Origin of the sequence: Pseudomonas veronii (genome assembly GCF_002028325.1) — a bacterium.
Lineage (GTDB): Bacteria > Pseudomonadota > Gammaproteobacteria > Pseudomonadales > Pseudomonadaceae > Aquipseudomonas > Aquipseudomonas veronii.
The window spans coordinates 1118201-1139730 of record NZ_CP018420.1 but is presented as its reverse complement, the minus strand read 5'-3'; the positions used below and the strand labels follow the sequence as shown (position 1 = coordinate 1139730).

General features: G+C 62.2%; 17 protein-coding genes. 11 read left to right on the top strand and 6 right to left on the bottom strand.

All coding sequences use genetic code 11. The annotated features are described in order from the left end of the window. Nucleotides 1-8: 8 nt before the first annotated feature. A complete protein-coding gene (locus PverR02_RS05210) occupies nucleotides 9-1520 on the bottom strand; it encodes an efflux transporter outer membrane subunit (RefSeq protein WP_079442885.1) in 1512 nt (503 codons plus the stop codon). 182 nt (nucleotides 1521-1702) lie between these two features. Here PverR02_RS05210 and PverR02_RS05205 point away from each other — a divergent pair, with 182 nt between their 5' ends. The 5 genes from PverR02_RS05205 to PverR02_RS05185 all read left to right on the top strand — a co-directional run bounded on the left by PverR02_RS05205 (nucleotide 1703) and on the right by PverR02_RS05185 (nucleotide 6862). Then, the gene (locus PverR02_RS05205) at nucleotides 1703-2671 is read left to right on the top strand and encodes a LysR family transcriptional regulator (protein WP_017845908.1); all 969 of its coding nucleotides are present in this window, start codon (nucleotides 1703-1705) and stop codon (nucleotides 2669-2671) included. An 879-nt stretch (nucleotides 2672-3550) separates the two neighbouring features. Then, entirely contained in the window at nucleotides 3551-4525 is a 975-nt protein-coding gene (locus PverR02_RS05200; protein ID WP_079442884.1) for a 2-hydroxyacid dehydrogenase, read from the top strand. A gap of 96 nt (nucleotides 4526-4621) precedes the next feature. Next, nucleotides 4622-5524 carry a chemotaxis protein gene (locus tag PverR02_RS05195; protein WP_017845911.1) on the top strand — a complete coding sequence of 301 codons (903 nt, stop codon included), beginning with the start codon at nucleotides 4622-4624 and terminating at the stop codon, nucleotides 5522-5524. A 3-nt stretch (nucleotides 5525-5527) separates the two neighbouring features. After that, nucleotides 5528-6010: a GNAT family N-acetyltransferase gene (locus PverR02_RS05190; RefSeq protein WP_079442883.1), complete on the top strand. Its 483-nt coding sequence runs from the start codon at nucleotides 5528-5530 to the stop codon at nucleotides 6008-6010. A 108-nt stretch (nucleotides 6011-6118) separates the two neighbouring features. Next, nucleotides 6119-6862: a YkgJ family cysteine cluster protein gene (locus tag PverR02_RS05185; RefSeq protein ID WP_017845913.1), complete on the top strand. Its 744-nt coding sequence runs from the start codon at nucleotides 6119-6121 to the stop codon at nucleotides 6860-6862. Here the strand turns inward: PverR02_RS05185 and PverR02_RS05180 are convergent. Both PverR02_RS05180 and PverR02_RS05175 read right to left on the bottom strand, forming a co-directional pair. Beyond that, entirely contained in the window at nucleotides 6859-7647 is a 789-nt protein-coding gene (locus PverR02_RS05180; RefSeq protein WP_046384645.1) for a transporter substrate-binding domain-containing protein, read from the bottom strand. The genes PverR02_RS05185 and PverR02_RS05180 overlap by 4 nt on opposite strands. Nucleotides 7648-7815: 168 nt before the next feature. Continuing rightward, entirely contained in the window at nucleotides 7816-8049 is a 234-nt protein-coding gene (locus PverR02_RS05175) for a hypothetical protein (protein ID WP_017845915.1), read from the bottom strand. A gap of 215 nt (nucleotides 8050-8264) precedes the next feature. On the opposite strand from PverR02_RS05175, the gene PverR02_RS05170 reads away from it, so the two are divergent. The 6 genes from PverR02_RS05170 (at nucleotide 8265) to PverR02_RS05145 (ending at nucleotide 17868) form a co-directional block, all read left to right on the top strand. Next, nucleotides 8265-9431 (top strand): efflux RND transporter periplasmic adaptor subunit, encoded by a 1167-nt coding sequence (locus PverR02_RS05170; protein ID WP_046384646.1) that lies wholly within the window; start codon nucleotides 8265-8267, stop codon nucleotides 9429-9431. After that, nucleotides 9428-12523: a multidrug efflux RND transporter permease subunit gene (locus PverR02_RS05165; protein ID WP_079442882.1), complete on the top strand. Its 3096-nt coding sequence runs from the start codon at nucleotides 9428-9430 to the stop codon at nucleotides 12521-12523. Before PverR02_RS05170 ends, PverR02_RS05165 begins: the two co-directional genes overlap by 4 nt. Before the next feature lie 9 nt (nucleotides 12524-12532). Next, nucleotides 12533-13210, top strand: coding sequence for a heavy metal response regulator transcription factor (locus PverR02_RS05160; RefSeq protein ID WP_017845918.1), 678 nt, complete (start codon nucleotides 12533-12535; stop codon nucleotides 13208-13210). Further along, on the top strand, nucleotides 13200-14564 hold the full coding sequence (locus PverR02_RS05155) for a heavy metal sensor histidine kinase (RefSeq protein WP_079442881.1): 1365 nt from the start codon (nucleotides 13200-13202) through the stop codon (nucleotides 14562-14564). The genes PverR02_RS05160 and PverR02_RS05155 overlap by 11 nt, the downstream gene beginning before the upstream one ends. Before the next feature lie 395 nt (nucleotides 14565-14959). Beyond that, entirely contained in the window at nucleotides 14960-16288 is a 1329-nt protein-coding gene (locus PverR02_RS05150; RefSeq protein WP_079442880.1) for an OprD family porin, read from the top strand. Between the two features lie 86 nt (nucleotides 16289-16374). Continuing rightward, nucleotides 16375-17868, top strand: coding sequence for a sensor domain-containing diguanylate cyclase (locus tag PverR02_RS05145; RefSeq protein WP_079442879.1), 1494 nt, complete (start codon nucleotides 16375-16377; stop codon nucleotides 17866-17868). 95 nt (nucleotides 17869-17963) lie between these two features. On the opposite strand, the gene lpxC is transcribed toward PverR02_RS05145, so the two are convergent. The 3 genes from lpxC to ftsA form a co-directional block, all read right to left on the bottom strand. Then, nucleotides 17964-18875 (bottom strand): UDP-3-O-acyl-N-acetylglucosamine deacetylase, encoded by a 912-nt coding sequence (gene lpxC, locus PverR02_RS05140; protein WP_003171886.1) that lies wholly within the window; start codon nucleotides 18873-18875, stop codon nucleotides 17964-17966. Between the two features lie 112 nt (nucleotides 18876-18987). Continuing rightward, on the bottom strand, nucleotides 18988-20193 hold the full coding sequence (gene ftsZ, locus PverR02_RS05135; protein WP_017845922.1) for a cell division protein FtsZ: 1206 nt from the start codon (nucleotides 20191-20193) through the stop codon (nucleotides 18988-18990). A 67-nt stretch (nucleotides 20194-20260) separates the two neighbouring features. After that, the gene (gene ftsA, locus PverR02_RS05130; RefSeq protein WP_017845923.1) at nucleotides 20261-21523 is read right to left on the bottom strand and encodes a cell division protein FtsA; all 1263 of its coding nucleotides are present in this window, start codon (nucleotides 21521-21523) and stop codon (nucleotides 20261-20263) included. Between the last annotated feature and the right edge of the window lie 7 nt (nucleotides 21524-21530).

The following is a 21530-nucleotide window of genomic DNA, read 5'->3' as shown; positions in this document are numbered from 1 at the left end:
AATCCTACTCAGTGATCGAACACGGCGAGCGCCGCCGGGGTCTTGCTCGGGACAGTCTTGGTGTCTTGCGGAACATCGTTGCCGGCGCCCAGCCCGCCGCCCAGGGCGGTCACCAGGTCGGCGTGGGCCGTCAGACGCGCGGCCTGCACCTGCTGCTCGACTTGCTGCTGGCGGAACAACAGGGTCTGGGCGTTCAGCACATTGAGGTAATCGGTAAGGCCGCGCTGGTAGGCGATCATCGCGATGTCGTAGGTTTTCTGCGCCGAGGCCACCGACTCTGCGGCGAAGCCCTTTTGCTTGTCCATGGATTCGCGGCGGATCAACTGGTCGCTGATGCCCTTGAGCGCGTTGACCAGGGTCTGGTTGTAATGCGCCACGGCGATGTCATAGCCGGCGCTGGCTTCACCCAGCTGCGAACGCAGGCGGCCGCCGTCGAAGATCGGCAGGGTGATGGCCGGACCGACGTTGTAGTTGAATTTCTTGCCGGCCAGAAAACCCAGCATGCCGCCGCCGGTGGCCATGTAGCCGAGGCTGCCGACCAGATCGACGTTGGGGTAGAAACCGGCGTGCGCGACATCGATGCCACGCGCCTGCGCTGCCACCTGCCAACGGCTGGCGACCACGTCCGGGCGCTGGCCGAGCAATTGCGCGGGCAGGCTGGACGGCAATTTCAGCGGCGCGCCGAGGGACAAGGTCGGACGTTGCAGTCGCGCGCCCTCGCCCGGGCCTTTACCCGCCAACGCCGCCAACTGGTTGCGGCTCAGGGCGATCTCTTCGTCCAGGGCATCGAGTTGGCGATGGGTCTCGGGCAACGGGGTTTCGGCCTGGCTCACATCGAAATGCGTGCCAATGCCCGCGTTCAGGCGTTTATTCGCCAGGTCGAGAATCTGCTGTTGCTGGGCCAGCGTGGCCGCGACGATGTCGCGGTTGGCGTAATGCAACGACAGCTGGATATAGGCGCGCACTACGTTGTTCTGCAGTTCGAGCTGGGCCTGGCGTGCTTCGGCCACGCTCATGTGCGCCAGGTCGACGGCACGCTCGGTGGCGTTGCTTTCGCGGCCCCACAGGTCGAGGGCGTAGCTGAAGCCCAGGGACGTATTGTTGTCCCAGGTGTTGGAACCGCTCAATGCACCCGGGCCGTAGAACTGGTCGTTCGGCCAGTTGTGGCGCTTGAGGGTGGTGTCGCTGTTGATCTGCAACGACTCGGCCGACTCGACAATCCCGGCCATGGCCCGCGCTTCACGCACACGCGCGGCAGCCATGGCCAGGCTCGGGCTGTCGTGGGTCGCGAGTTCGACCCAGCGGTTGAGCTGGGGATCGCCATAGGCCTGCCACCATTGCGCGGTGGGCCAGCGGGCGTCCCGGGCGGCGCTCTGGATCGCCTCGTCGGTGGCCAGGGTATTGGCGCTGAGGGCCTGGTCTTGGGGGGCGATTCCTCCGGTTCCGATGCAGCCGCTGATTGCTAACGATAAGGCCCAAACACTGAGAGTCTTCAGCTCTCTGCTGATGCGACGCGGCACTGCTGCGAATTCCTGAGGTGGGTGATGCAGGGTAGGTGGTGTAATTCTAGGACGCGAGGGGAATGACGATAAGCTGGTATTCCTGTGAATCTTTATTACCGTTCAGGCGATAATCCCTTCGTAGGGATCACTGGTCTACGTAACTTTCTGTCACAATTTGCTATCTCCCTTGAGAACACCCCATGGACACTTTGCAAAACATGCGCGCCTTCAGTTCTGTGGCCGAAGCCGGCAGCTTCACCGCCGCCGCCGCACAGCTGGACACCACCACCGCCAACATTTCGCGCGCGGTCTCCAACCTGGAGGCCCATCTGCAAACCCGCTTGCTCAACCGCACTACCCGCCGCATTGCACTCACGGAGGCGGGTAAACGCTATTTATTACGCTGCGAGCAAATCCTGGCCTACGTCGAAGAAGCCGAGGCCGAAGCCAGCGACGCCCACGCGCGCCCCGCCGGCCAGTTGAAAGTGCATACCATGACCGGTATCGGCCAGCATTTCGTCATCGACGCCATTGCCCGCTACCGCCGCACTCACCCGGACGTGACCTTCGACCTGACCCTGGCCAACCGCGTGCCGGACTTGCTCGATGAAGGCTACGACGTGTCCATCGTGCTGGCCAGCGAACTGCCGGACTCGGGCTTCGTGTCCCAGCGTCTGGGCATCACCTACAGCATCGCCTGCGCCTCGCCGGACTACGTCAAAGCCAAAGGCTGCGCGCAACGGCCCCACGATCTGCTCAACCACGCCTGCCTGCGCCTGGTCAGCCCGGTGGTCCTGCTGGATAAATGGAGCTTCAACGGCCCTGACGGCCAGGAAAGTGTCGCGATCAACACATCGCCGTTCCTGGTGAACTCGGCCGATGCGATGAAAACCGCCATCACCAGCGGCATGGGCGTCGGCCTGTTGCCGGTGTACGCCGCCATCGAAGGCCTGCGCAACGGCACGCTGGTGCGGGTGATGCCCAACTATCGCTCCCAGGAACTGAACCTGTACGCCATTTACCCATCGCGCCAGTACCTGGATGCGAAGATCAAGACCTGGGTGGAATACCTGCGCGGTTCGCTGCCGGAAATTCTCGCGGCGCACCAGGCGGAATTGGTCGCGTATGAGTTGAGCGGCAGCCTGGGCGGCGTGCGGATGGCGAACTGATTTCTGCCAGACGATAGCGATCCAATGTGGGAGGGGGCTTGCTCCCGATAGCGGTAATGAAGTCATGCATGTATTGGCTGACACACTGCTATCGGGGGCAAGCCCCCTCCCACATTTGGATCTCCATGGATCAGATAGAACTCATTTGGCTCTTGCTCTTGGGAGCGGCCTTATAACCAATCTGAGCCTGGAAGCTGGACTCGGTCAAAAATGTGGGAGGGGGCTTGCCCCCGATAGCGGTAGTGAAGTCATGCATGTATTGGCTGACACACTGCTATCGGGGGCAAGCCCCCTCCCACACTTGGATCTCCATGGATCAGATAGAACTCATTTGGCTCTTGCTCTTAGGAGCGGCCTTATAACCAACCTGAGCCTGGAAGCTGGACTCGGTCAAAAATGTAGGAGGGGGCTTGCCCCCGATAGCGGTAATGAAGTCATGCATGTATTGGCTGACACACTGCTATCGGGGGCAAGCCCCCTCCCACATTTGGATCTCCATGGATCAGATAGAACTCATTTGGCTCTTGCTCTTAGGAGCGGCCTTATAACCAACCTGAGCCTGGAAGCTGGACTCGGTCAAAAATGTAGGAGGGGGCTTGCCCCCTCCTACATTTGGATCTCCATGGATCAGATAGAACTCATTTGGCTCTTGCTCTTGGGAGCGGCCTTATAACCAACCTGAGCCTGGAAGCTGGACTCGGTCAAAAATGTGGGAGGGGGCTTGCCCCCGATAGCGGTAGTGAAGTCATGCATGTATTGGCTGACACACTGCTATCGGGGGCAAGCCCCTTCCCACAGAGGTTCAACGGTGTCCTGACAATTGCCGGCAGGAATGTTAGCTTGCTTGGCATTCTTCCGTAGTCGATGAGCCCGCCTGCAATGAAAAAGACTGTCCTCGCCTTCAGCCGTATCACCCCGGAAATGATCGAACGCCTGCAACAGGATTTCGAGGTGATCGTCCCCAACCCCAAGCTGGGCGACATCAATGCACAGTTCAATGAAGCCCTGCCCCATGCCCACGGCCTGATCGGCGTGGGGCGCAAGCTGGGCCGCGCGCAACTCGAAGGCGCGAGCCGGCTGGAAGTGGTGTCCAGCATCTCGGTGGGCTATGACAACTATGACGTGGCCTACTTCAACGAACGCGGGGTCATGCTCACCAACACCCCCGACGTCCTCACCGAAAGCACCGCCGACCTCGCCTTCGCCCTGCTGATGAGCAGCGCACGCCGGGTGGCCGAGCTGGACGCTTGGACCAAGGCCGGCGAGTGGAAAGCCAGCGTGGGCGCGTCGTTGTTCGGCTGCGACGTGCATGGCAAGACACTGGGCATCGTCGGCATGGGCAATATCGGCGCCGCCGTGGCCCGGCGCGGGCGCCTGGGCTTCAATATGCCGATTGTGTACAGCGGCAACAGCCGCAAGCCCGCACTGGAGCAGGAACTGGGCGCACAGTTCTGCAGCCTGGATCAGTTACTCGCCGAAGCGGACTTCGTCTGCCTGGTGGTGCCGTTGAGCGAAAAGACCCGGCACCTGATCAGTCATCGCGAGCTGGGGCTGATGAAATCCAGCGCGATCCTGATCAATATTTCCCGCGGCCCGGTGGTCGACGAACCGGCGCTGATCGAAGCCCTGCAAACCCAGCGTATTCGCGGGGCGGGGCTGGACGTGTATGAAAAGGAACCGCTGGCCGAGTCGCCACTGTTCCAACTGAGCAATGCGGTGACCCTGCCGCACATCGGCTCGGCGACCCATGAAACCCGCACAGCCATGGCCAACCGCGCCCTCGACAACCTGCGCAGCGCCCTGCTCGGCCACCGCCCGCAGGATCTGGTCAACCCGCAGGTATGGAAGGGCTGAGATAAGTCAACTTCATCGGCCCATTCCCCTAAAGCCTGGGCCGATGAAGTCGATAACCCTCCATAGATGATCAACCCTGATCCACAGAAGGTTTTTATGTCCACGTCTAAAGCCCGCGCAGACTCACTCTCGCTTCTGCTCTTTACCTTGCGCAGCGGCAAGTTGATGGCCATTAACCTGCTGAAAGTCAGCGAAATCATTCCGTGCCCGCCGCTGACCAAGCTGCCGGAGTCCCATCCGCACGTCAAAGGTATCGCCATGCTGCGCGGCACCTCGCTGTCGGTGATCGACCTGAGCCGCGCCCTCGGCGAAATGCCGTTGGAAGACCCGGACGGCGGCTGCCTGATCGTCACCGATGTCAGCCGCTCCAAGCAGGGCCTGCATGTGCAGGCGGTGAGCAAGATCGTGCATTGCCTGACCACCGATATCCGCCCGCCGCCCTTCGGTGCCGGCGGCAATCGCTCGTTTATCACCGGGGTCACCCAGGTGGAAGGCGGGCTGGTGCAGGTGCTGGACATCGAAAAAGTCATCCACGGCATCGCCCCGGCACCGATTGAAATGGCGCCGACCGACTTGACCATGGAAGAGGCCGAAGTGTTGGGCAACGCGCGAATCCTGGTGGTGGATGACAGCCAGGTCGCCCTGCAACAATCAGTACACACCCTGCGCAACCTCGGTCTGACCTGCCACACCGCACGCAGCGCCAAGGAAGCGATCGACGTGCTGCTGGAACTGCAGGGCACCGTCGAGCAGATCAATGTGGTGGTGTCGGACATCGAAATGTCCGAAATGGACGGTTACGCCCTCACCCGCACCCTGCGCGAAACCCCGGACTTCCAGGACCTTTACGTGCTGTTGCACACCTCCCTGGACAGCGCGATGAACAGCGAAAAAGCGCGCGTGGCCGGGGCCGACGCGGTGCTGACCAAATTCTCCTCGCCCGAACTGACCAAATGCCTGGTGGTGGCCGCCCAGACCGTGGCGCAAAAGGGCCTGTAAGCGGTGGCCGAGTATTTCCAACTGCTACGCCGCGACCTCACCCGCGACCTGCCCGCGCCGCAGTGGCCGGCCGGTACGCAGTTGGATCACTACCGCGACGCATGGGCCCCAGCGATTCACGCGGTGTTGCGCATGACCCAGGCGCAAGGCGGCGGCCACGTCGCCGACCTGCAAACCTGGCAGCGGCAGTTCGTGACCGATGCCGAGTTCGACCCCACGCTGTGCCTGGTGGCGAGCAATGCCGAGGGCATCCTCGGCGTGGCCCAGTGCTGGACCAGCGCCTTCATCAAGAACCTGTCTGTACACCCCTGCGCCCAGGGCCAGGGGCTGGGCCGCGCCTTGTTGCTGCACGCCTTCCAGGTGTTCAAGCAGCGCGGCGAACCCTACGTGGACCTCAAGGTCCTGGAAAGCAACCGACGCGCCCGGAAACTCTATGAAAGCGCGGGCATGGTGTTCGTGCTGCGCGATGTGGTCAGCGAAGACTGACGGGCACTGGCGCACAACTTGCTTTCAGTGCTCCCGAACGTTGAAAAGAGGTGAAAACCCGTCACCGTTCGCGCGAGCCCTCTGACCTAGCCTGGTGACAGATCTGCCATGAACACTCATTTTTCCTGCGTCGGTTGTGGCAAATGCTGCACCGACCACCATGTCCCCCTGACCCTCGCAGAAGCCCGCCAGTGGGCGGCTGACGGCGGCAGCGTGATCGTTCTGGTGGAAGGTTTTCTCGGCAACGGCCTGGGCCTGCCACTGCAACAACGCGAACATGCCGAACGCCGTTCGGCGATGGTGCCCAGCGGCACGACCCAGGCATTCGTGGCCATCACTTTTGCCGCCTACAACCCCGGACGCTGCCGGAATCTTGACGAAGACAACCTGTGCCGCATCTATGAACGCCGACCGTTGGTCTGCCGCATCTATCCGATGGAGATCAACCCGCACATCCCGTTGAACCCTGCCGCCAAGGAATGCCCGCCGGAGTCGTGGGAACAGGGCCCGGTATTGATTGCCGGCGGCGAGTTGATGGACGCGGAACTGGCTGAACTGATCCGCCGCTCGCGCCAGGCCGACCGCGACGATGTGCAGACCAAAGAGGCGGTGTGTACCCTGTTGGGGATTCGCACCACGGCGCTCAAGGGCGATGGCTTTACGGCGTACCTGCCGCAGATGGATGCCTTTACCCAGGCGATCGAGCTGGCGGCGAGCCAGCCCGGCGTGGCGAATGAGTGGGTGTTTCATGTGTCCGCGATGGACATCGCCGAACAGTTGCTGGACGCGGGGGCACAGCTTGCCACCGAGGTGCCGGCCAACTATGCGTTTATCCCGCTGCGCGCCGCCTAGTCGTTGGGCGCGACGGAAACGGCATCCAGGCGGTAGGGCTGAATGATCCGTTGGTATTCGCCGCTTTGCATCAGTTGTTCAAGGGCGCAGTTGAGGGCATTGCGCAAGGCGGTATCGGGCTTGCGCACCGCGATCGCCACGCCGCTGCCCAGGAGTTCGGCCGAAATCGCGGGGCCGAGGAAGTCAAAGTCCTGGCCATCGACGGTATCGAGCAACACCTCACGGATTTCCACGGTGCCTTGCAGGGTCGCATCGATATCCCCCGCCACCAGGCTGCGAATCAGTTCGTCATTGAGCCAGAAGCTCTTGACGATAACGCCCTTGGGCGCCCACCGCGCTCGGGCGAAGGCTTCGCGATTACTGCCCAGCAACACCCCGACACGCTTGCCCTTGAGCGACCGCACGGTCGGCAGCAGGCCGGATGTTCTGCGGGCGACCAGGCGCGTGGTGAACGGATACAGCTCATCGGTGAAGTTGACCCAGCGCCGACGCATCGACGTGGGCGCCATGCCCATGATTGCGTCGAACTGCCGGGCCTCCAGGGCCGGGAAGTTTTCCACCAGCACCTGGTCGACCCAGGTGCAACGCACATTCAACTGCACGCACAGGGCGTTACCCAGGTCGATGTTCAGGCCGACCAACTGGCCTTGCGGGTTACGGCTCTGGAAAGGCGAGAATTGCGCAGCGACGGCGAAACGGATTTCGCGCCGTGGCGACTCACCGGCGGCAACGCTATCGGCCGCCAGCAATAACGCGAGCACGGCACAAATGTGTATCAGAGCCACAGGAAACGTCCTTTTCCGGAAAGTCCAACCTCACCCTCCCGCGCCGACGGAAAACGCCGGGGCGGCACGGAGGCTGTGCAAGCTTTCAAGAAACGGTCGTGGCCCTACAATCAGAAATTTCAGCAGACGTTGTAGGCAATAGTCGACACAGCGTGCGACTTATTATTCTCAGCGTTTACCCATCGAGCGACGGGTGCCCGGCGGCGCCATGCCTGGGGACTTGGTATGCCCGTTCTTGGCGCCGTTCTTGTACCACGGCTGGGCGGCATTCTTGGCCCCGGCCAGTTCACCCGGCTTGAACGGAAACTTGAACGCCGGGATCTCGGTTTTTTCAACGCTTTCAGCGCTGGCCGGATCGACGAGGTCGGCCGCTTCAACAGGGGGATGTGTCGGGGAAGTCATGGAAGCTCCGGAGCAGGCAAAAATTGATGCGGGGCCAGCTTGCGGGCCACACTGGCGCGCAGTATACCTGCGCCCTCAGGATCTTTAACCACCGCCTGTACGAATGGTCGGCGTTTACTGACAGCGCTGTCAGTTAGCAGTCACCTTGCTGACCGGGTTGACGGGCTATAAAGACACCTCACTCTTCCGTTCCTCTGCCCTGGCACCTCACTTCCATGCAAATTCAACGAAAAACCGCGCTGATCGTCGGAGTCCTCGTGGTGCTGGCGATTGCAGCCTGGGCCCTGACGCGGCCGGCCAAACCCAAACTGGCGGCGCCGACAGCGATCCCGGTACGGGTGGTGAGCGTGGCGCAACAGGACATCCCGCGTTTCGTCAGCGGCATTGGGACGGTGCTGTCGTTGCACAGCGTGGTGATCCGCCCACAGGTCGACGGCATCCTCACCCGATTGCTGGTCAAGGAAGGCCAGCAGGTCAAGGCCGGGGACCTGTTGGCGACCATCGATGACCGCTCGATCCGCGCCAGCCTCGAGCAGGCCAAGGCGCTGTTGGCGGAAAACCAGGCGCAGTTGCAAGTCGCGCTGATCAACCTCAAGCGCTACAAGGCATTGAGTGTCGACGACGGCGTGTCCAAGCAGACCTATGACCAGCAACAGGCGTTGGTCAACCAACTCAATGCCACCGTCCAGGGCAATCAGGCGGCGATCGATGCGGCAAAGGTGCAGCTTTCCTACACTCAGATTCGCTCACCGGTCAGCGGCCGCGTAGGGATTCGCACGGTGGATGAAGGCAACTTCCTGCGCACGAGCGATGCCCAGGGGCTGTTCTCGGTGACGCAGATCGACCCGATTGCCGTCGAATTTTCCCTGCCGCAACAGATGCTGCCCACTCTGCAAAGCCTGATCGCGGCCCCTACCCCAGCCAGCGTCGACGCCTACCTGGGCGCCGACACCGACGGCCAGACCGGCGACCTGCTCGGTGAAGGCCACCTGAGCCTGATCGACAACCAGATCAGTTCCACCACCGGCACCCTGCGCGCCAAGGCCGAGTTCAATAACGCCACGCAGCGCCTGTGGCCGGGGCAACTGGTGACCATCAAGATCCAGACCGGCCTCGACAAAAACGCCCTGGTGGTGCCGCCGACCGTGGTGCAACGCGGCCTGGACGCGCACTTTGTGTACCGGGTCAACGGCGACAAGGTGGAGGTGGTGCCGGTGCAGGTCACCTACCAGAACAGCGACGTGACGCTCATCAAAGGCGTACAGGCCGGTGATGTGCTGGTCAGCGATGGCCAGTCGCGGCTCAAGGCCGGCGCTCGGGTCGACGTGCTCAAAGAACCGCCGCAAGTGATCCAGACCGTCGACGCCAAGGTGCAACCATGAACGCCAGCCGCTCGCCGTCGGCGTGGTGCGTCGACCACCCGGTCGCGACCCTGCTGCTGACCTTCGCCCTGGTGTTGCTCGGGCTGATTGCCTTCCCGCAACTGGCCATCGCCCCGCTGCCGGAAGCGGAATTTCCGACAATCCAGGTCAGCGCGCAACTGCCCGGCGCCAGCCCGGACACCATGGCTTCTTCGGTGGCCACGCCGCTGGAGGTGCAATTCAGCGCCATCCCCGGCATGACCCAGATGACCTCCAGCAGCGCCTTGGGCTCCAGCCTCTTGACCCTGCAATTCACCCTGAACAAGAGCATCGACACCGCCGCCCAGGAAGTCCAGGCGGCGATCAACACCGCTTCCGGCAAGTTACCCAGGGATATGCCGACCCTGCCGACCTGGAAGAAGGTCAACCCGGCAGACAGCCCGGTGCTGATCCTCAGCGTCAGTTCCGACAGCATGCCCAGCACCGAGCTGAGTGATTACGTGGAAACCCTGCTGGCACGGCAGATCAGCCAGATCGACGGCGTCGGCCAGATCAACATCACCGGCCAGCAACGTCCGGCGATTCGCGTGCAGGCTTCGCCCGATAAGCTCGCGGCCATCGGCCTGACCCTGGCCGACATCCGCGTGGCGATCCAGCAGTCGAGCCTGAACCTGGCCAAAGGCGCGATCTACGGGGAGAACAGCGTGTCGACGCTGTCGACCAACGACCAGCTGTTTCAGCCCGGGGACTACGCCCAACTGATCGTGTCCTACAAGAATGGCGCGCCGGTTCAACTGCGCGATATCGCTAAAGTCATCAACGGCTCGGAAAACGCCTACGTACAAGCCTGGTCCGGCGACACCCCGGGGGTCAACCTGGTGATCTCGCGCCAGCCCGGCGCGAACATCGTCGAGACCGTCGACCGCATTCAAGCGCAACTGCCGCGCCTGCAGGCCATGCTGCCGGCGTCGGTGCAGGTCAGCGTGTTGAGCGACCGCACCAAGACCATCCGCGCCTCCCTGCATGAAGTGGAAGTGACCCTGCTGATCGCCGTGCTGCTGGTGGTGGCGGTGATGGCGTTGTTCCTGCGCCAGCTGTCGGCGACGTTGATTGTGTCGAGCGTGCTCGGGGTGTCGCTGATCGCCAGCTTCGCCCTGATGTACCTGATGGGCTTCAGCCTGAACAACCTGACCCTGGTGGCGATCGTCATCGCCGTGGGCTTTGTGGTGGACGATGCGATCGTGGTGGTGGAGAACATTCACCGCCATCTCGAAGCCGGGCTGGGCAAGCGTGAAGCGGCGATCAAGGGCGCCGGCGAGATTGGCTTTACCGTGGTGTCCATCAGCTTCTCGCTGGTGGCGGCGTTCATTCCGCTGCTGTTCATGGGCGGCGTGGTCGGGCGCTTGTTCAAGGAATTCGCGCTGACGGCGACCTCGACCATCCTGATTTCGGTGGTGGTTTCGCTGACCCTGGCGCCGACCCTGGCGGCGCTGTTCATGCGCGCCCCGACCCATCCGGCCCAGGCCAAGCCCGGTTTCAGCGAACGCCTGCTGGCCGGCTATGCGCGCAACCTGCGCCGCGCCCTGGTCCATCAACGCAGCATGCTGGCGATCTTCGTGGTCACGCTGGCGCTGGCGGTGGTCGGCTATGTGTTCATCCCCAAGGGCTTTTTCCCGGTGCAGGACACCGGCTTCGTGCTTGGCACCAGCGAAGCGGCGGCCGATGTGTCGTTCCCGGACATGGTCGCCAAGCACAAGGCCCTGGCCGAGATCATCAAGGCTGACCCGGCAGTGGCAACGTTTTCCCATTCGGTGGGCGTCACCGGCAGCAACCAGACCATCGCCAACGGCCGTTTCTGGATCGCCTTGAAAGACCGCGGCGATCGCGACGTGTCCGCCAGCCAGTTCATCGACCGCATCCGCTCGAAACTGGCGAAGGTGCCGGGCATCGTGCTGTACCTGCGCGCCGGCCAGGACATCAACCTCAGCTCCGGCCCCAGCCGCGCCCAGTACCAGTACGTGCTCAAGAGCAACGACGGCGCGACACTGAATACCTGGACCCAGCGCCTCACCGAAAAACTGCGCGCCAACCCGGCGTTTCGCGACCTGTCCAACGACCTGCAACTGGGCGGCAGCATCACCCACATCAGCATCGACCGTCAGGCCGCCGCGCGCTTCGGCCTGACCGCCACCGATGTCGACCAGGCGTTGTACGACGCATTCGGCCAGCGCCAGATCAACGAGTTCCAGACCGAAATCAACCAATACCAAGTGGTGCTGGAACTCGACACCCAGCAACGCGGCAAAGCCGAAAGCCTCAATTACTTCTACCTGCGCTCGCCGCTGACCAACGAGATGGTGCCGTTGTCGGCCCTGGCCAAGGTCGACCCGCCCAGCGTGGGCCCGCTGTCCATCAGCCATGACGGCATGTTCCCGGCGGCCAACCTGTCGTTCAACCTGGCGCCCGGCGTGGCGTTGGGGGATGCGGTGATCATGCTCAACCAGGCCAAGAACGAAATCGGCATGCCGGCCACCATCCTCGGCAACTTCCAGGGCGCGGCCCAGGCGTTCCAGAGTTCATTGGCCAGCCAGCCGTGGCTGATCCTCGCGGCGCTGGTGGCGGTGTACATCATTCTCGGCGTGTTGTACGAAAGTTTCGTCCACCCGCTGACGATCATTTCCACCCTGCCCTCGGCTGGCTTGGGCGCGTTGATCATGTTGTGGCTGCTGGGCCAGGACTTTTCGATCATGGCCTTGATCGGCCTGGTGTTGCTGATCGGCATCGTGAAGAAGAACGGCATCCTGATGATCGACTTCGCCCTCGAAGCGCAGCGGGTCAGAGGCCTGCCGCCGGAGGAAGCGATCTACGAAGCCTGCGTCACGCGGTTCCGGCCGATCATCATGACCACCCTCGCCGCCCTGCTCGGCGCCGTGCCGCTGATGCTCGGCGCAGGCCCCGGTGCCGAGTTGCGCCAACCGCTGGGGATCGCGGTGGTCGGCGGCTTGCTGGTGAGCCAGGCGCTGACGCTGTTCACCACGCCGATCATATACTTGTACCTTGAGCGGTTTTTCCACCGGCCCACACCAACGCCCGCGTTGGCGACCACACATTAAGGCGGGGTCATGCGCGTACTGATCGTTGAAGATGAAGAAAAAACCGCGGACTACCTGCATCGCGGCCTGACGGAGCAAGGCTACACCGTCGACGTGGCGCGTGAAGGCGTCGAAGGTTTGCACCTGGCGCTGGAAAACGATTACGCGGTGATCGTGCTCGACGTGATGCTGCCCGGTCTCGACGGCTTCGGCGTGTTGCGTGCCCTGCGCGCGCGCAAGCAAACGCCGGTGATCATGCTCACCGCCCGCGAGCGCGTGGAAGACCGCATTCGCGGCCTGCGTGAAGGCGCCGACGATTACCTGGGCAAGCCGTTTTCGTTCCTGGAGCTGGTGGCGCGCCTGCAAGCCCTGACCCGCCGCAGTGGCGGGCACGAACCGGTGCAGGTGACGGTCGCCGACCTGTGGATCGACCTGATCAGCCGCAAGGCCAGCCGCAACGGCGTGCGCCTGGACCTGACCGCCAAGGAGTTCTCGCTGCTCAGCGTATTGGCGCGGCGCCAGGGTGAGATCCTGTCCAAGACCGCCATCGCGGAGATGGTCTGGGACATCAACTTCGACAGCGACGCCAACGTGGTCGAAGTCGCGATCAAACGCCTGCGCGCCAAGCTCGACGGGCCGTTCGAACAGAAGCTGCTGCACACCATCCGTGGCATGGGTTATGTGCTGGAGAACCGCGGTGTCAACTAACTCCATCGCGCTGCGCTTGAGCGGCATGTTCACCCTGGTGGCGCTGCTGATCTTCCTGTTGATCGGCGGCGCGCTCTATCAGCAGGTGGACCGTGGCTTGGGCCTGTTACCCGAGGCCGAACTGGATGCGCGCTACAGCGTGTTGGAGTCGTCGGTGACGCGCTTCGGCACGCCGGAGCATTGGACCAAGATCAAGGCCAAACTCAAGTTGTTGGCCGAGGAAGACAAGCGCATCCGTTTCTGGGTGGTGAGCAGCGACCCGAACTACGAATATGGCAGCCCGGACGCACAGATCCGCGCCTTCGCCACCGGCCCGACCGGCAAGCGCGACTTGCGCCTGGCCGATCACACCGAACCGTTCAAGGTGCTGGTGAGCCAGTTCCCCGCCCAGGACCAGCGCCCGCCGTTGCGCTTCATGATCGCCATCGACACCGAAAACTTCCGCGCCACCCAGCACCACTTGCTGGTGGCGCTGATCAGCCTGGCGTTTATCGGCGTGGTGCTGGCGGCGCTGCTGGGGTTCTGGGTCTCGCGCATCGGCCTCAAGCCGCTGAGTAAACTCTCGGACGAAGCGCAGAAACTCGCACCGCCGAAACTCTCCGGGCGCCTGCAACTGTCGCCGCTGCCGCCGGAGTTGCGTCAGTTCGTCAACTCGTTCAACGCCACCCTGGACCGCGTCGAACAGGCCTACTCGCGCCTGGAATCGTTCAATGCCGACGTCGCCCATGAACTGCGCTCGCCCCTGACCAACCTGATCGGCCAGACCCAGGTGGCCCTGACACGCGGGCGCTCGGCCGAACATTATTTCGAGGTGCTGCAATCGAACCTGGAAGAACTGGAGCGCCTGCGTTCGATCATCAACGACATGCTGTTCCTCGCCAGCGCCGACCAGGGCAGCAAGGCCACCAAGCTGATCGAAAGCTCCCTGGCCGACGAAGTGGCGACCACCCTCGACTACCTGGACTTCATCCTCGAAGACGCCCAGGTCCGGGTGCACGTCCACGGCGACGCCCGGGTGCAGATCGAAAGAGCCCACCTGCGCCGCGCACTGATCAACCTGCTGAGCAACGCGGTGCAGCACACCGCGCCAGGGCAGGTCATCGCGGTGAACATCGACGTGCGGGAGCATCAGGTGGCGATCGCCGTGACCAACCCCGGCGACGCGATTGCCAGCGAGCACCTGCCTCGGCTGTTCGAACGCTTCTATCGGGTGGACGCATCGCGCAGCAACAGTGGCGCCAACCATGGGCTGGGGCTGGCCATCGTCAAGGCGATTGCGCTGATGCATGGCGGCGATGTATTCGTGCGCAGTGACGCCGGCGGCAACACCTTCGGTATTACCCTGCCCGTCTAACGCTTGAGAACACTTCAGACCAATGTGGGAGGGGGCTTGCCCCCGATGGCGGCGGATCAGTCAGTACTTCAGTGACTGATACACCGCTATCGGGGGCAAGCCCCCTCCCACATTGGCATGCGCCAAAGCTCTGACTGTTGCGATTTGGGCAACAGTCATTATCTTGTTACACTCTGTATCGCAGCGCTCGCCTGCGTTAATTTGACGCATCGATGAGCGCGACGGCAAAGACAGCTGACCTGCTTACCCGAATTTCCCTCGACTTTTTTCCAGGGCTCTACACTGGGAATCTGTCTTAAAGCCGCTGACTTCAGCGGCTTTTTTTTTGCCGCAAAAAAGGCCAGGCACACCCCCACGACATTGGCCGTTTCCGTTTGACCAAAGGAGCTCCACCGGTGAAGAACTCGCTGACGTTCACCCCGTTATTCCTCGCGATTACAGCAACGATCGCCCCCCTCGCCCACGCAGCAGACACCACCCCCGCCGACGGTTTCGTCGAAGGCGCAAGCCTCAAGCTCAACGCCCGCAACTACTACATGAACCGCGACCGTCACGACATCCACACTGATGACAACAAAGAATGGGGCCAGGGCTTTCTCGGCATCTTCGAATCCGGCTACACCCAGGGCACCGTCGGTTTCGGCCTGGATGCCCACGCCATGCTCGGCCTCAAGCTCGACGGCGGTGGCGGCACCGACGGCTCCAGCATCCTCCCGTATGGCAACAGTCAAGGCAGCGGCAAGGCGCCGGGGTCGTTCTCCACCGCAGGCGGCACGTTGAAGATGCGCGCGTTCGACACGGAACTGAAAGCCGGCGACCTGTTCCTCAACAACCCGGTGATCGCCGGCGGCCTGACCCGCATGCTGCCCCAGACCTTTCGCGGCGTAAGCCTGACCAACCACAGCCTCGACGGCTGGATGATCGAAGGCGGCCAGGCCAGCTTCACCAAGCTCTACAACCAGAGCGGCCACCAGCGCATCGGCACCAGCTACGGCACACTGCCGGAACACACCGACAGCCAGCACCTGGACTGGGCCGGCGTGTCGTTCAGCGGCGTACCGGGACTGACCAGCAACCTGTACGCCGCCGAACTCAAGGATGTGTGGCACCAGTACTACTACGACCTGGACTACACCTACGCGCTGAACGACCTGGTCAGCCTCAACCCCGGCCTGCACTACTACCACACCCAAGACAGCGGCCAGTCGTTGCTGGGTAACATCGACAACAACACCTACAGCCTGCATTTCACCGTAGCCGTGGGCAGCCACAGCGTCACCGCCGCGTACCAGCGGGTGAACGGCAACACACCGTTCGACTACATCACCCAGGGCGACAGCGTGTACCTGGACAACTCCCAGCAATACTCGGACTTCAACGGCCCCAACGAGCGGTCGTGGAAGCTCAAGTACGCCTACGACTTCATCGGCCTCGGCATGCCGGGCCTGACCACTGCCGTGTCCTACAGCAGCGGTAAGACCGACCTGAGCAAAGTCGATCCCACCAGCCGGGGCTACAGCGCCTGGTACAGCGCCGACGGCCAGGACGCCAAGCACTGGGAACGGGACATCGACGTGAAATACGTGGTACAGGGCGGCAAGGCCAAGGATCTGTCCCTGCGCCTGCAATGGGCGACCAACCGCGGCAGCAATGGCTACTCGGCGGTGGATCGGGATGTGGATGAATACCGGGTGATCGTCGACTATCCGATCAACGTGTTCTAAGTCGCCGCACTTTCTTTGCAACCAAACAATCAATTTTCATCGGGTAGAACTAAACTGCCAGTATCTTCACCGTTGAAGTCTGCCCGATGAGTCCACGCCCTTTTCGTACCCCATCTGAACGCACAGAATTATTGTTGATGCTAGGCAGCGGCTTCACCGTCGCATTGATTGTGATTATCGTCGCGGTGCTGTTGATCCGCGAACACGCCAGCACCCTGCAGGCGGCGAAACGCTCAACCACCAACATCACCCAACTGATCAACGCCGATGTGCTGCGTAACGTCGAGCTATACGACCTCGCGCTGCAAGGGTTGATCGCCGCCACGCAGCGCACGGATTTGTCCAAGGTATCGGGGGATATCCGGCATCTGGTGCAATTCGAGCTGTCGACGGCCGCGCTGTTCAAAGACCAAGTGCTGTTGCTGGACGCCAATGGCGCCGTCGTTGCTGACTCTTCGACGCTCAAGCCGACCTCGCGTAATTTGGCTGATCGCGACTACTTCCTCGTGCATAAAATCACCAACCAGAGCGACCTGTTCATCAGCCGGCCGTTCATGATTCAGTGCCATTGCGAGCAAGTCTGGCGCATCGCGTTCAGCCGCCGCGTCACCGGCGCCAACGGCGAGTTCCTCGGGGTCGCGGTGGCCACCATGCGCCTGGCGTACTTCGATCAGTTGTTCAACAGCCTGACCATCGGCAATAGCAGCTCGGTCAACCTGTTGAGCAGCCACGGCATTCTCCTGGCCCAGCAACCGCTGCTGGAGCGCGACATGATCAACAAGGACCTGAGTGATCGCCCCAACTTCAAGCGCATGCTGCGCGAAGGAAGCGGCAGCTTTCGGGCCATCTCGACCATCACCGGCAAGGAGCGCCTGTATACCTTCACCAATGTCGGCGAGCTGCCGCTGATTGTGGTCGTGGCGTTGTCCAGTGAGGACGTGTTCGCGCCATGGAAGCGCGCGGCGACGCTGACCGGCGGCGCCACCGGCATCCTGTGTATCGGCCTGTTATGGCTGACCTGGATGCTGCGCCGGGAGCTGCGCCGCCGTTTTCGCGCGGAGAAGGTGCTGTCAGAACTGGCAGCCACCGACGCGCTCACCGGCCTGGCCAACCGGCGCATTCTGGACCAACGCCTGCGCCTGGAATGGGACCGCGCCCAGCGCTCCGCCGAACCGCTGACGCTGTTGATGATCGACGTCGACCACTTCAAGGCATTCAACGACCGTCATGGCCATCACGGCGGCGATGAAGCGTTGCGCAACGTCGCCCAGGTGATCGGCGGCAACATCCGTCGCCCGGCCGACCTGGCCGCACGTTATGGCGGTGAAGAGTTCGCCGTGGTGTTGCCGTCTACCGATATCAGGGGCGCATGGCTAATCGCCGAGCATATCCGCCGCGGCGTCGAGCACTTGCCACGGGTGGCAGGGGATGAACGGCCGATTACCGTGAGCATTGGCCTGAGTACGTGGGACAAGCGCAGTCGCATGTCCCTGGAGGACTTGCAGCTCAGTGCGGACCGCGCGCTGTATGAAGCCAAGCACAGTGGGCGCAATTGCATCGTGGAGGCAACGGCGCGATGACTGAGGCGAACAGGCCATTGTGGCTCGCTCGCCACGGAAAATAAAAAGGGCCACCCGAAGGCAGCCCTTAAAAACTAAAGAAAGAGAGTTGTTACTTACACCGCCGCAACGGGACGCATGTAAGAGATCGGTGCGGTGCTGGCATCTTCGAAGGTCACGACTTCCCAAGCATCTGTCTGCTCAATCAACTTGCGCAGCAGCTGGTTGTTAAGGGCGTGGCCCGACTTGAAGCCTTTGAACTCGCCTATCAGGCTATTGCCCAGCAGGTAGAGGTCACCGATTGCATCGAGGATCTTGTGCTTCACGAATTCGTCTTCATAGCGAAGGCCGTCTTCGTTCAGTACACCATCCGCGTCGACCACAATGGCGTTTTCAACGCTGCCGCCGAGTGCGAGGTTGTGCTTGCGCAGGTACTCGATGTCACTCATGAAACCAAAGGTGCGGGCGCGGCTGACTTCTTTTACGAACGAAGTACTGGAAAAATCCACGCTTGCGCTTTGGGTGCGGTCGCGAAATACCGGGTGATCGAAATCGATCTCAAAGCTCACTTTAAAGCCTTCGAACGGGACGAAGGTGGCGCGTTTGTCGCCGTCTTCTACTGTCACTTCCCGCAGAATGCGAATGAACTTCTTGGCTGCGTCCTGTTCTTCCAGGCCGGCAGATTGAATCAAGAATACGAAGGGACCAGCGCTGCCATCCATGATGGGGACTTCGGACGCGGAGAGCTCGACGTAGGCGTTATCGATGCCCAGGCCAGCCATGGCCGAGAGCAAGTGCTCCACCGTGTCCACCTTGACGTCACCGTTGACCAATGTGGTCGACATCGTGGTTTCGCCGACGTTTTCCGCGCGAGCAGGAATCTGCACCACAGGGTCCAGGTCGGCACGAACAAACACGATGCCGGTGTCGACAGGTGCAGGTTTGAGGGTCAGGTATACCTTCTCCCCGGAGTGCAGACCTACACCTGTGGCACGAATAATATTCTTCAGGGTGCGTTGTTTAATCATGGCTTGGACCGCTTCAGCGCAAATTGCGAACTGGTATCAACAAAGGCTGGCGATAATAGCAGACCAGACCTTTGCTGAACACCAATCACCTTCATAGCCCTGATACATTCCATTAATCGGCCTGACGACGCAGGAATGCCGGGATGTCCAGGTAGTCCAGATCATCTTGCGGATTCGGGCTACGGGACGCTGCAGCACCGGCCTGAGCCTGATTGCGCATCACGGTCGGACGGTCCAGATCACGGTAGTTCACCGACGGCAGTTCCTGGCGCGCAGGCGCTGGAGCGGCAGCCGCCTGGCTGGCGTGGCTGTTGTGGCCGGTGTGAACGGTATTGTCGATGACCTTTACAGGCTTCTCGATTTTTGCGCCCAGGCCGGTCGCGACCACGGTCACATGCAGTTCGTCGCGCATGTCCGGATCGATCACGGTGCCGACTTTGACCATCGCGTGCTCGGAAGCGAAGGCTTCGATGATGCTACCCACGTCGGAGTACTCACCCAGGGACAGGTCAGGACCGGCGGTGATGTTCACCAGGATGCCGCGTGCGCCTTGCAGGTTCACGTCTTCGAGCAACGGGTTGCGGATGGCCGCTTCGGTGGCTTCACGCGCACGGTTCGGACCGCTGGCGCAGCCAGTGCCCATCATCGCCATGCCCATTTCGCTCATCACGGTACGCACGTCGGCAAAGTCGACGTTGATCATGCCCGGGCGCTTGATGATGTCGGAGATACCGCGAACGGCACCGGCCAGTACATCGTCAGCCTTGGCGAACGCGGACAGCAGGCTCGCGTCCTTGCCCAGGATGGTCAGCAGCTTCTCGTTGGGGATGGTGATCAACGAGTCGACGCTTTCAGACAGCAGACGGATACCTTCGTCGGCGATCTGCATGCGCTTGCGGCCTTCGAACGGGAACGGACGGGTCACGACGGCGACCGTCAGAATCCCCATTTCCTTGGCCACTTCGGCGATGATCGGCGCTGCACCGGTACCGGTACCGCCGCCCATGCCGGTGGTGATGAACACCATGTTGGTGCCTTGCAGCACTTCGGCGATACGCTCGCGGTCTTCCAGCGCGGCTTGACGGCCGACTTCCGGGTTGGCGCCAGCGCCGAGGCCCTTGGTCACGGCGGTGCCCAATTGCAGGATGGTCCGCGCGCCGATGCTCTTCAGCGCCTGGGCATCAGTGTTGGCGCAGATGAATTCAACGCCTTCAATGTTGCTCTTGACCATATGGTTGACAGCGTTGCCGCCGCCACCGCCGACACCGATCACTTTGATGACCGGGCTTGCGGGGATGTTGTCTACGAGTTCGAACATTTTCCCTCTCCTTTCGTGTTCTCTAGTTTTTTCGCCTACTGCTTTTTTACGGTGTTGCGGTAAATCGTTAGAAATTGCCTTTGACCCAAGCCTGCAACCGTTCGAACAACGGCGCTTTCGCTTCGTCGTCGCCGCGGTAGCTGTCGCGGATGCTCGGGCCCGACAGGGAAATGCCGTCGGTCTGCTTTTGCAGCCCGTACAACAGCAAGCCCACACCGGTGGAATAAATCGGGTTGCGCACCACGTCGCCCAGGCCTTTGACGCCATGGGGCACGCCCAGGCGAACTGGCATGTGGAAGATCTCTTCGGCCAGTTCGACCGCGCCTTCCATCTTCGAGGTGCCACCGGTCAGCACGATGCCGGCCGGGATCAAATCTTCGTAGCCGCTGCGGCGCAGTTCCGCCTGGATCAGGGTGAACAGCTCGTCGTAACGCGGCTCGACCACTTCGGCCAGGGCCTGGCGCGACAGCTCGCGCGGTGGACGGTCGCCCACGCTCGGCACCTTGATGGTTTCACCGGCACCGGCCAGTTTGGCCAGGGCGCAGGCATAGCGGATCTTGATCTCTTCGGCGTACTGCGTCGGTGTGCGCAACGCCATGGCGATGTCGTTGGTGACCTGGTCGCCGGCAATCGGGATCACGGCGGTGTGACGGATCGCACCCTCGGTGAAGATCGCGATGTCGGTGGTGCCGCCGCCGATGTCGACCAGGCACACGCCCAGTTCTTTTTCGTCGTCGGTCAGTACCGAGTAGGCCGAAGCCAGTTGCTCGAGAATGATGTCGTCGATTTCCAGGCCGCAGCGACGCACGCACTTTTCAATGTTCTGTGCGGCATTGACCGCGCAGGTCACCACGTGGACCTTGGCTTCCAGGCGCACGCCTGACATGCCCAGGGGCTCGCGCACGCCTTCCTGGTTGTCGATCACGTAGTCCTGCGGCAGGGTGTGCAGCACGCGCTGGTCCGCCGGGATCGCCACGGCCTGGGCGGCGTCGAGTACGCGCTCAAGGTCGGCCGCGCTGACTTCGCGGTCGCGGATCGCCACGATGCCGTGGGAGTTCAGGCTGCGGATGTGATTGCCCGCCACGCCGACGAACGCCGAGTGAATCCGGCAACCGGCCATCAGCTGCGCTTCTTCGATGGCGCGCTGGATCGATTGCACGGTGGACTCGATGTTCACCACCACGCCCTTCTTCAGGCCCCGTGACGGATGCGTGCCAATACCGACGATTTCGATCGTGCCGTCTTCCCCGACCTCGCCCACCAGCGCCACCACCTTGGAGGTGCCGATATCGAGACCGACGATCATTTTGCCGCTTTGCACGTTTGCCATGGGTCCT

What these genes read in the sequence shown, in the direction of transcription:
- PverR02_RS05205 (WP_017845908.1), top strand. Translation starts at nt 1,703, where the DNA reads ATGGACACTTTGCAAAACATGCGCGCCTTCAGTTCTGTGGCCGAAGCC.
- PverR02_RS05200 (WP_079442884.1), top strand. Translation starts at nt 3,551, where the DNA reads ATGAAAAAGACTGTCCTCGCCTTCAGCCGTATCACCCCGGAAATGATC.
- PverR02_RS05195 (WP_017845911.1), top strand. Translation starts at nt 4,622, where the DNA reads ATGTCCACGTCTAAAGCCCGCGCAGACTCACTCTCGCTTCTGCTCTTT.
- PverR02_RS05185 (WP_017845913.1), top strand. Translation starts at nt 6,119, where the DNA reads ATGAACACTCATTTTTCCTGCGTCGGTTGTGGCAAATGCTGCACCGAC.
- PverR02_RS05175 (WP_017845915.1), bottom strand. Translation starts at nt 8,049, where the DNA reads ATGACTTCCCCGACACATCCCCCTGTTGAAGCGGCCGACCTCGTCGAT.
- PverR02_RS05170 (WP_046384646.1), top strand. Translation starts at nt 8,265, where the DNA reads ATGCAAATTCAACGAAAAACCGCGCTGATCGTCGGAGTCCTCGTGGTG.
- PverR02_RS05165 (WP_079442882.1), top strand. Translation starts at nt 9,428, where the DNA reads ATGAACGCCAGCCGCTCGCCGTCGGCGTGGTGCGTCGACCACCCGGTC.
- PverR02_RS05160 (WP_017845918.1), top strand. Translation starts at nt 12,533, where the DNA reads ATGCGCGTACTGATCGTTGAAGATGAAGAAAAAACCGCGGACTACCTG.
- PverR02_RS05145 (WP_079442879.1), top strand. Translation starts at nt 16,375, where the DNA reads ATGAGTCCACGCCCTTTTCGTACCCCATCTGAACGCACAGAATTATTG.
- lpxC (WP_003171886.1), bottom strand. Translation starts at nt 18,875, where the DNA reads ATGATTAAACAACGCACCCTGAAGAATATTATTCGTGCCACAGGTGTA.
- ftsZ (WP_017845922.1), bottom strand. Translation starts at nt 20,193, where the DNA reads ATGTTCGAACTCGTAGACAACATCCCCGCAAGCCCGGTCATCAAAGTG.
- ftsA (WP_017845923.1), bottom strand. Translation starts at nt 21,523, where the DNA reads ATGGCAAACGTGCAAAGCGGCAAAATGATCGTCGGTCTCGATATCGGC.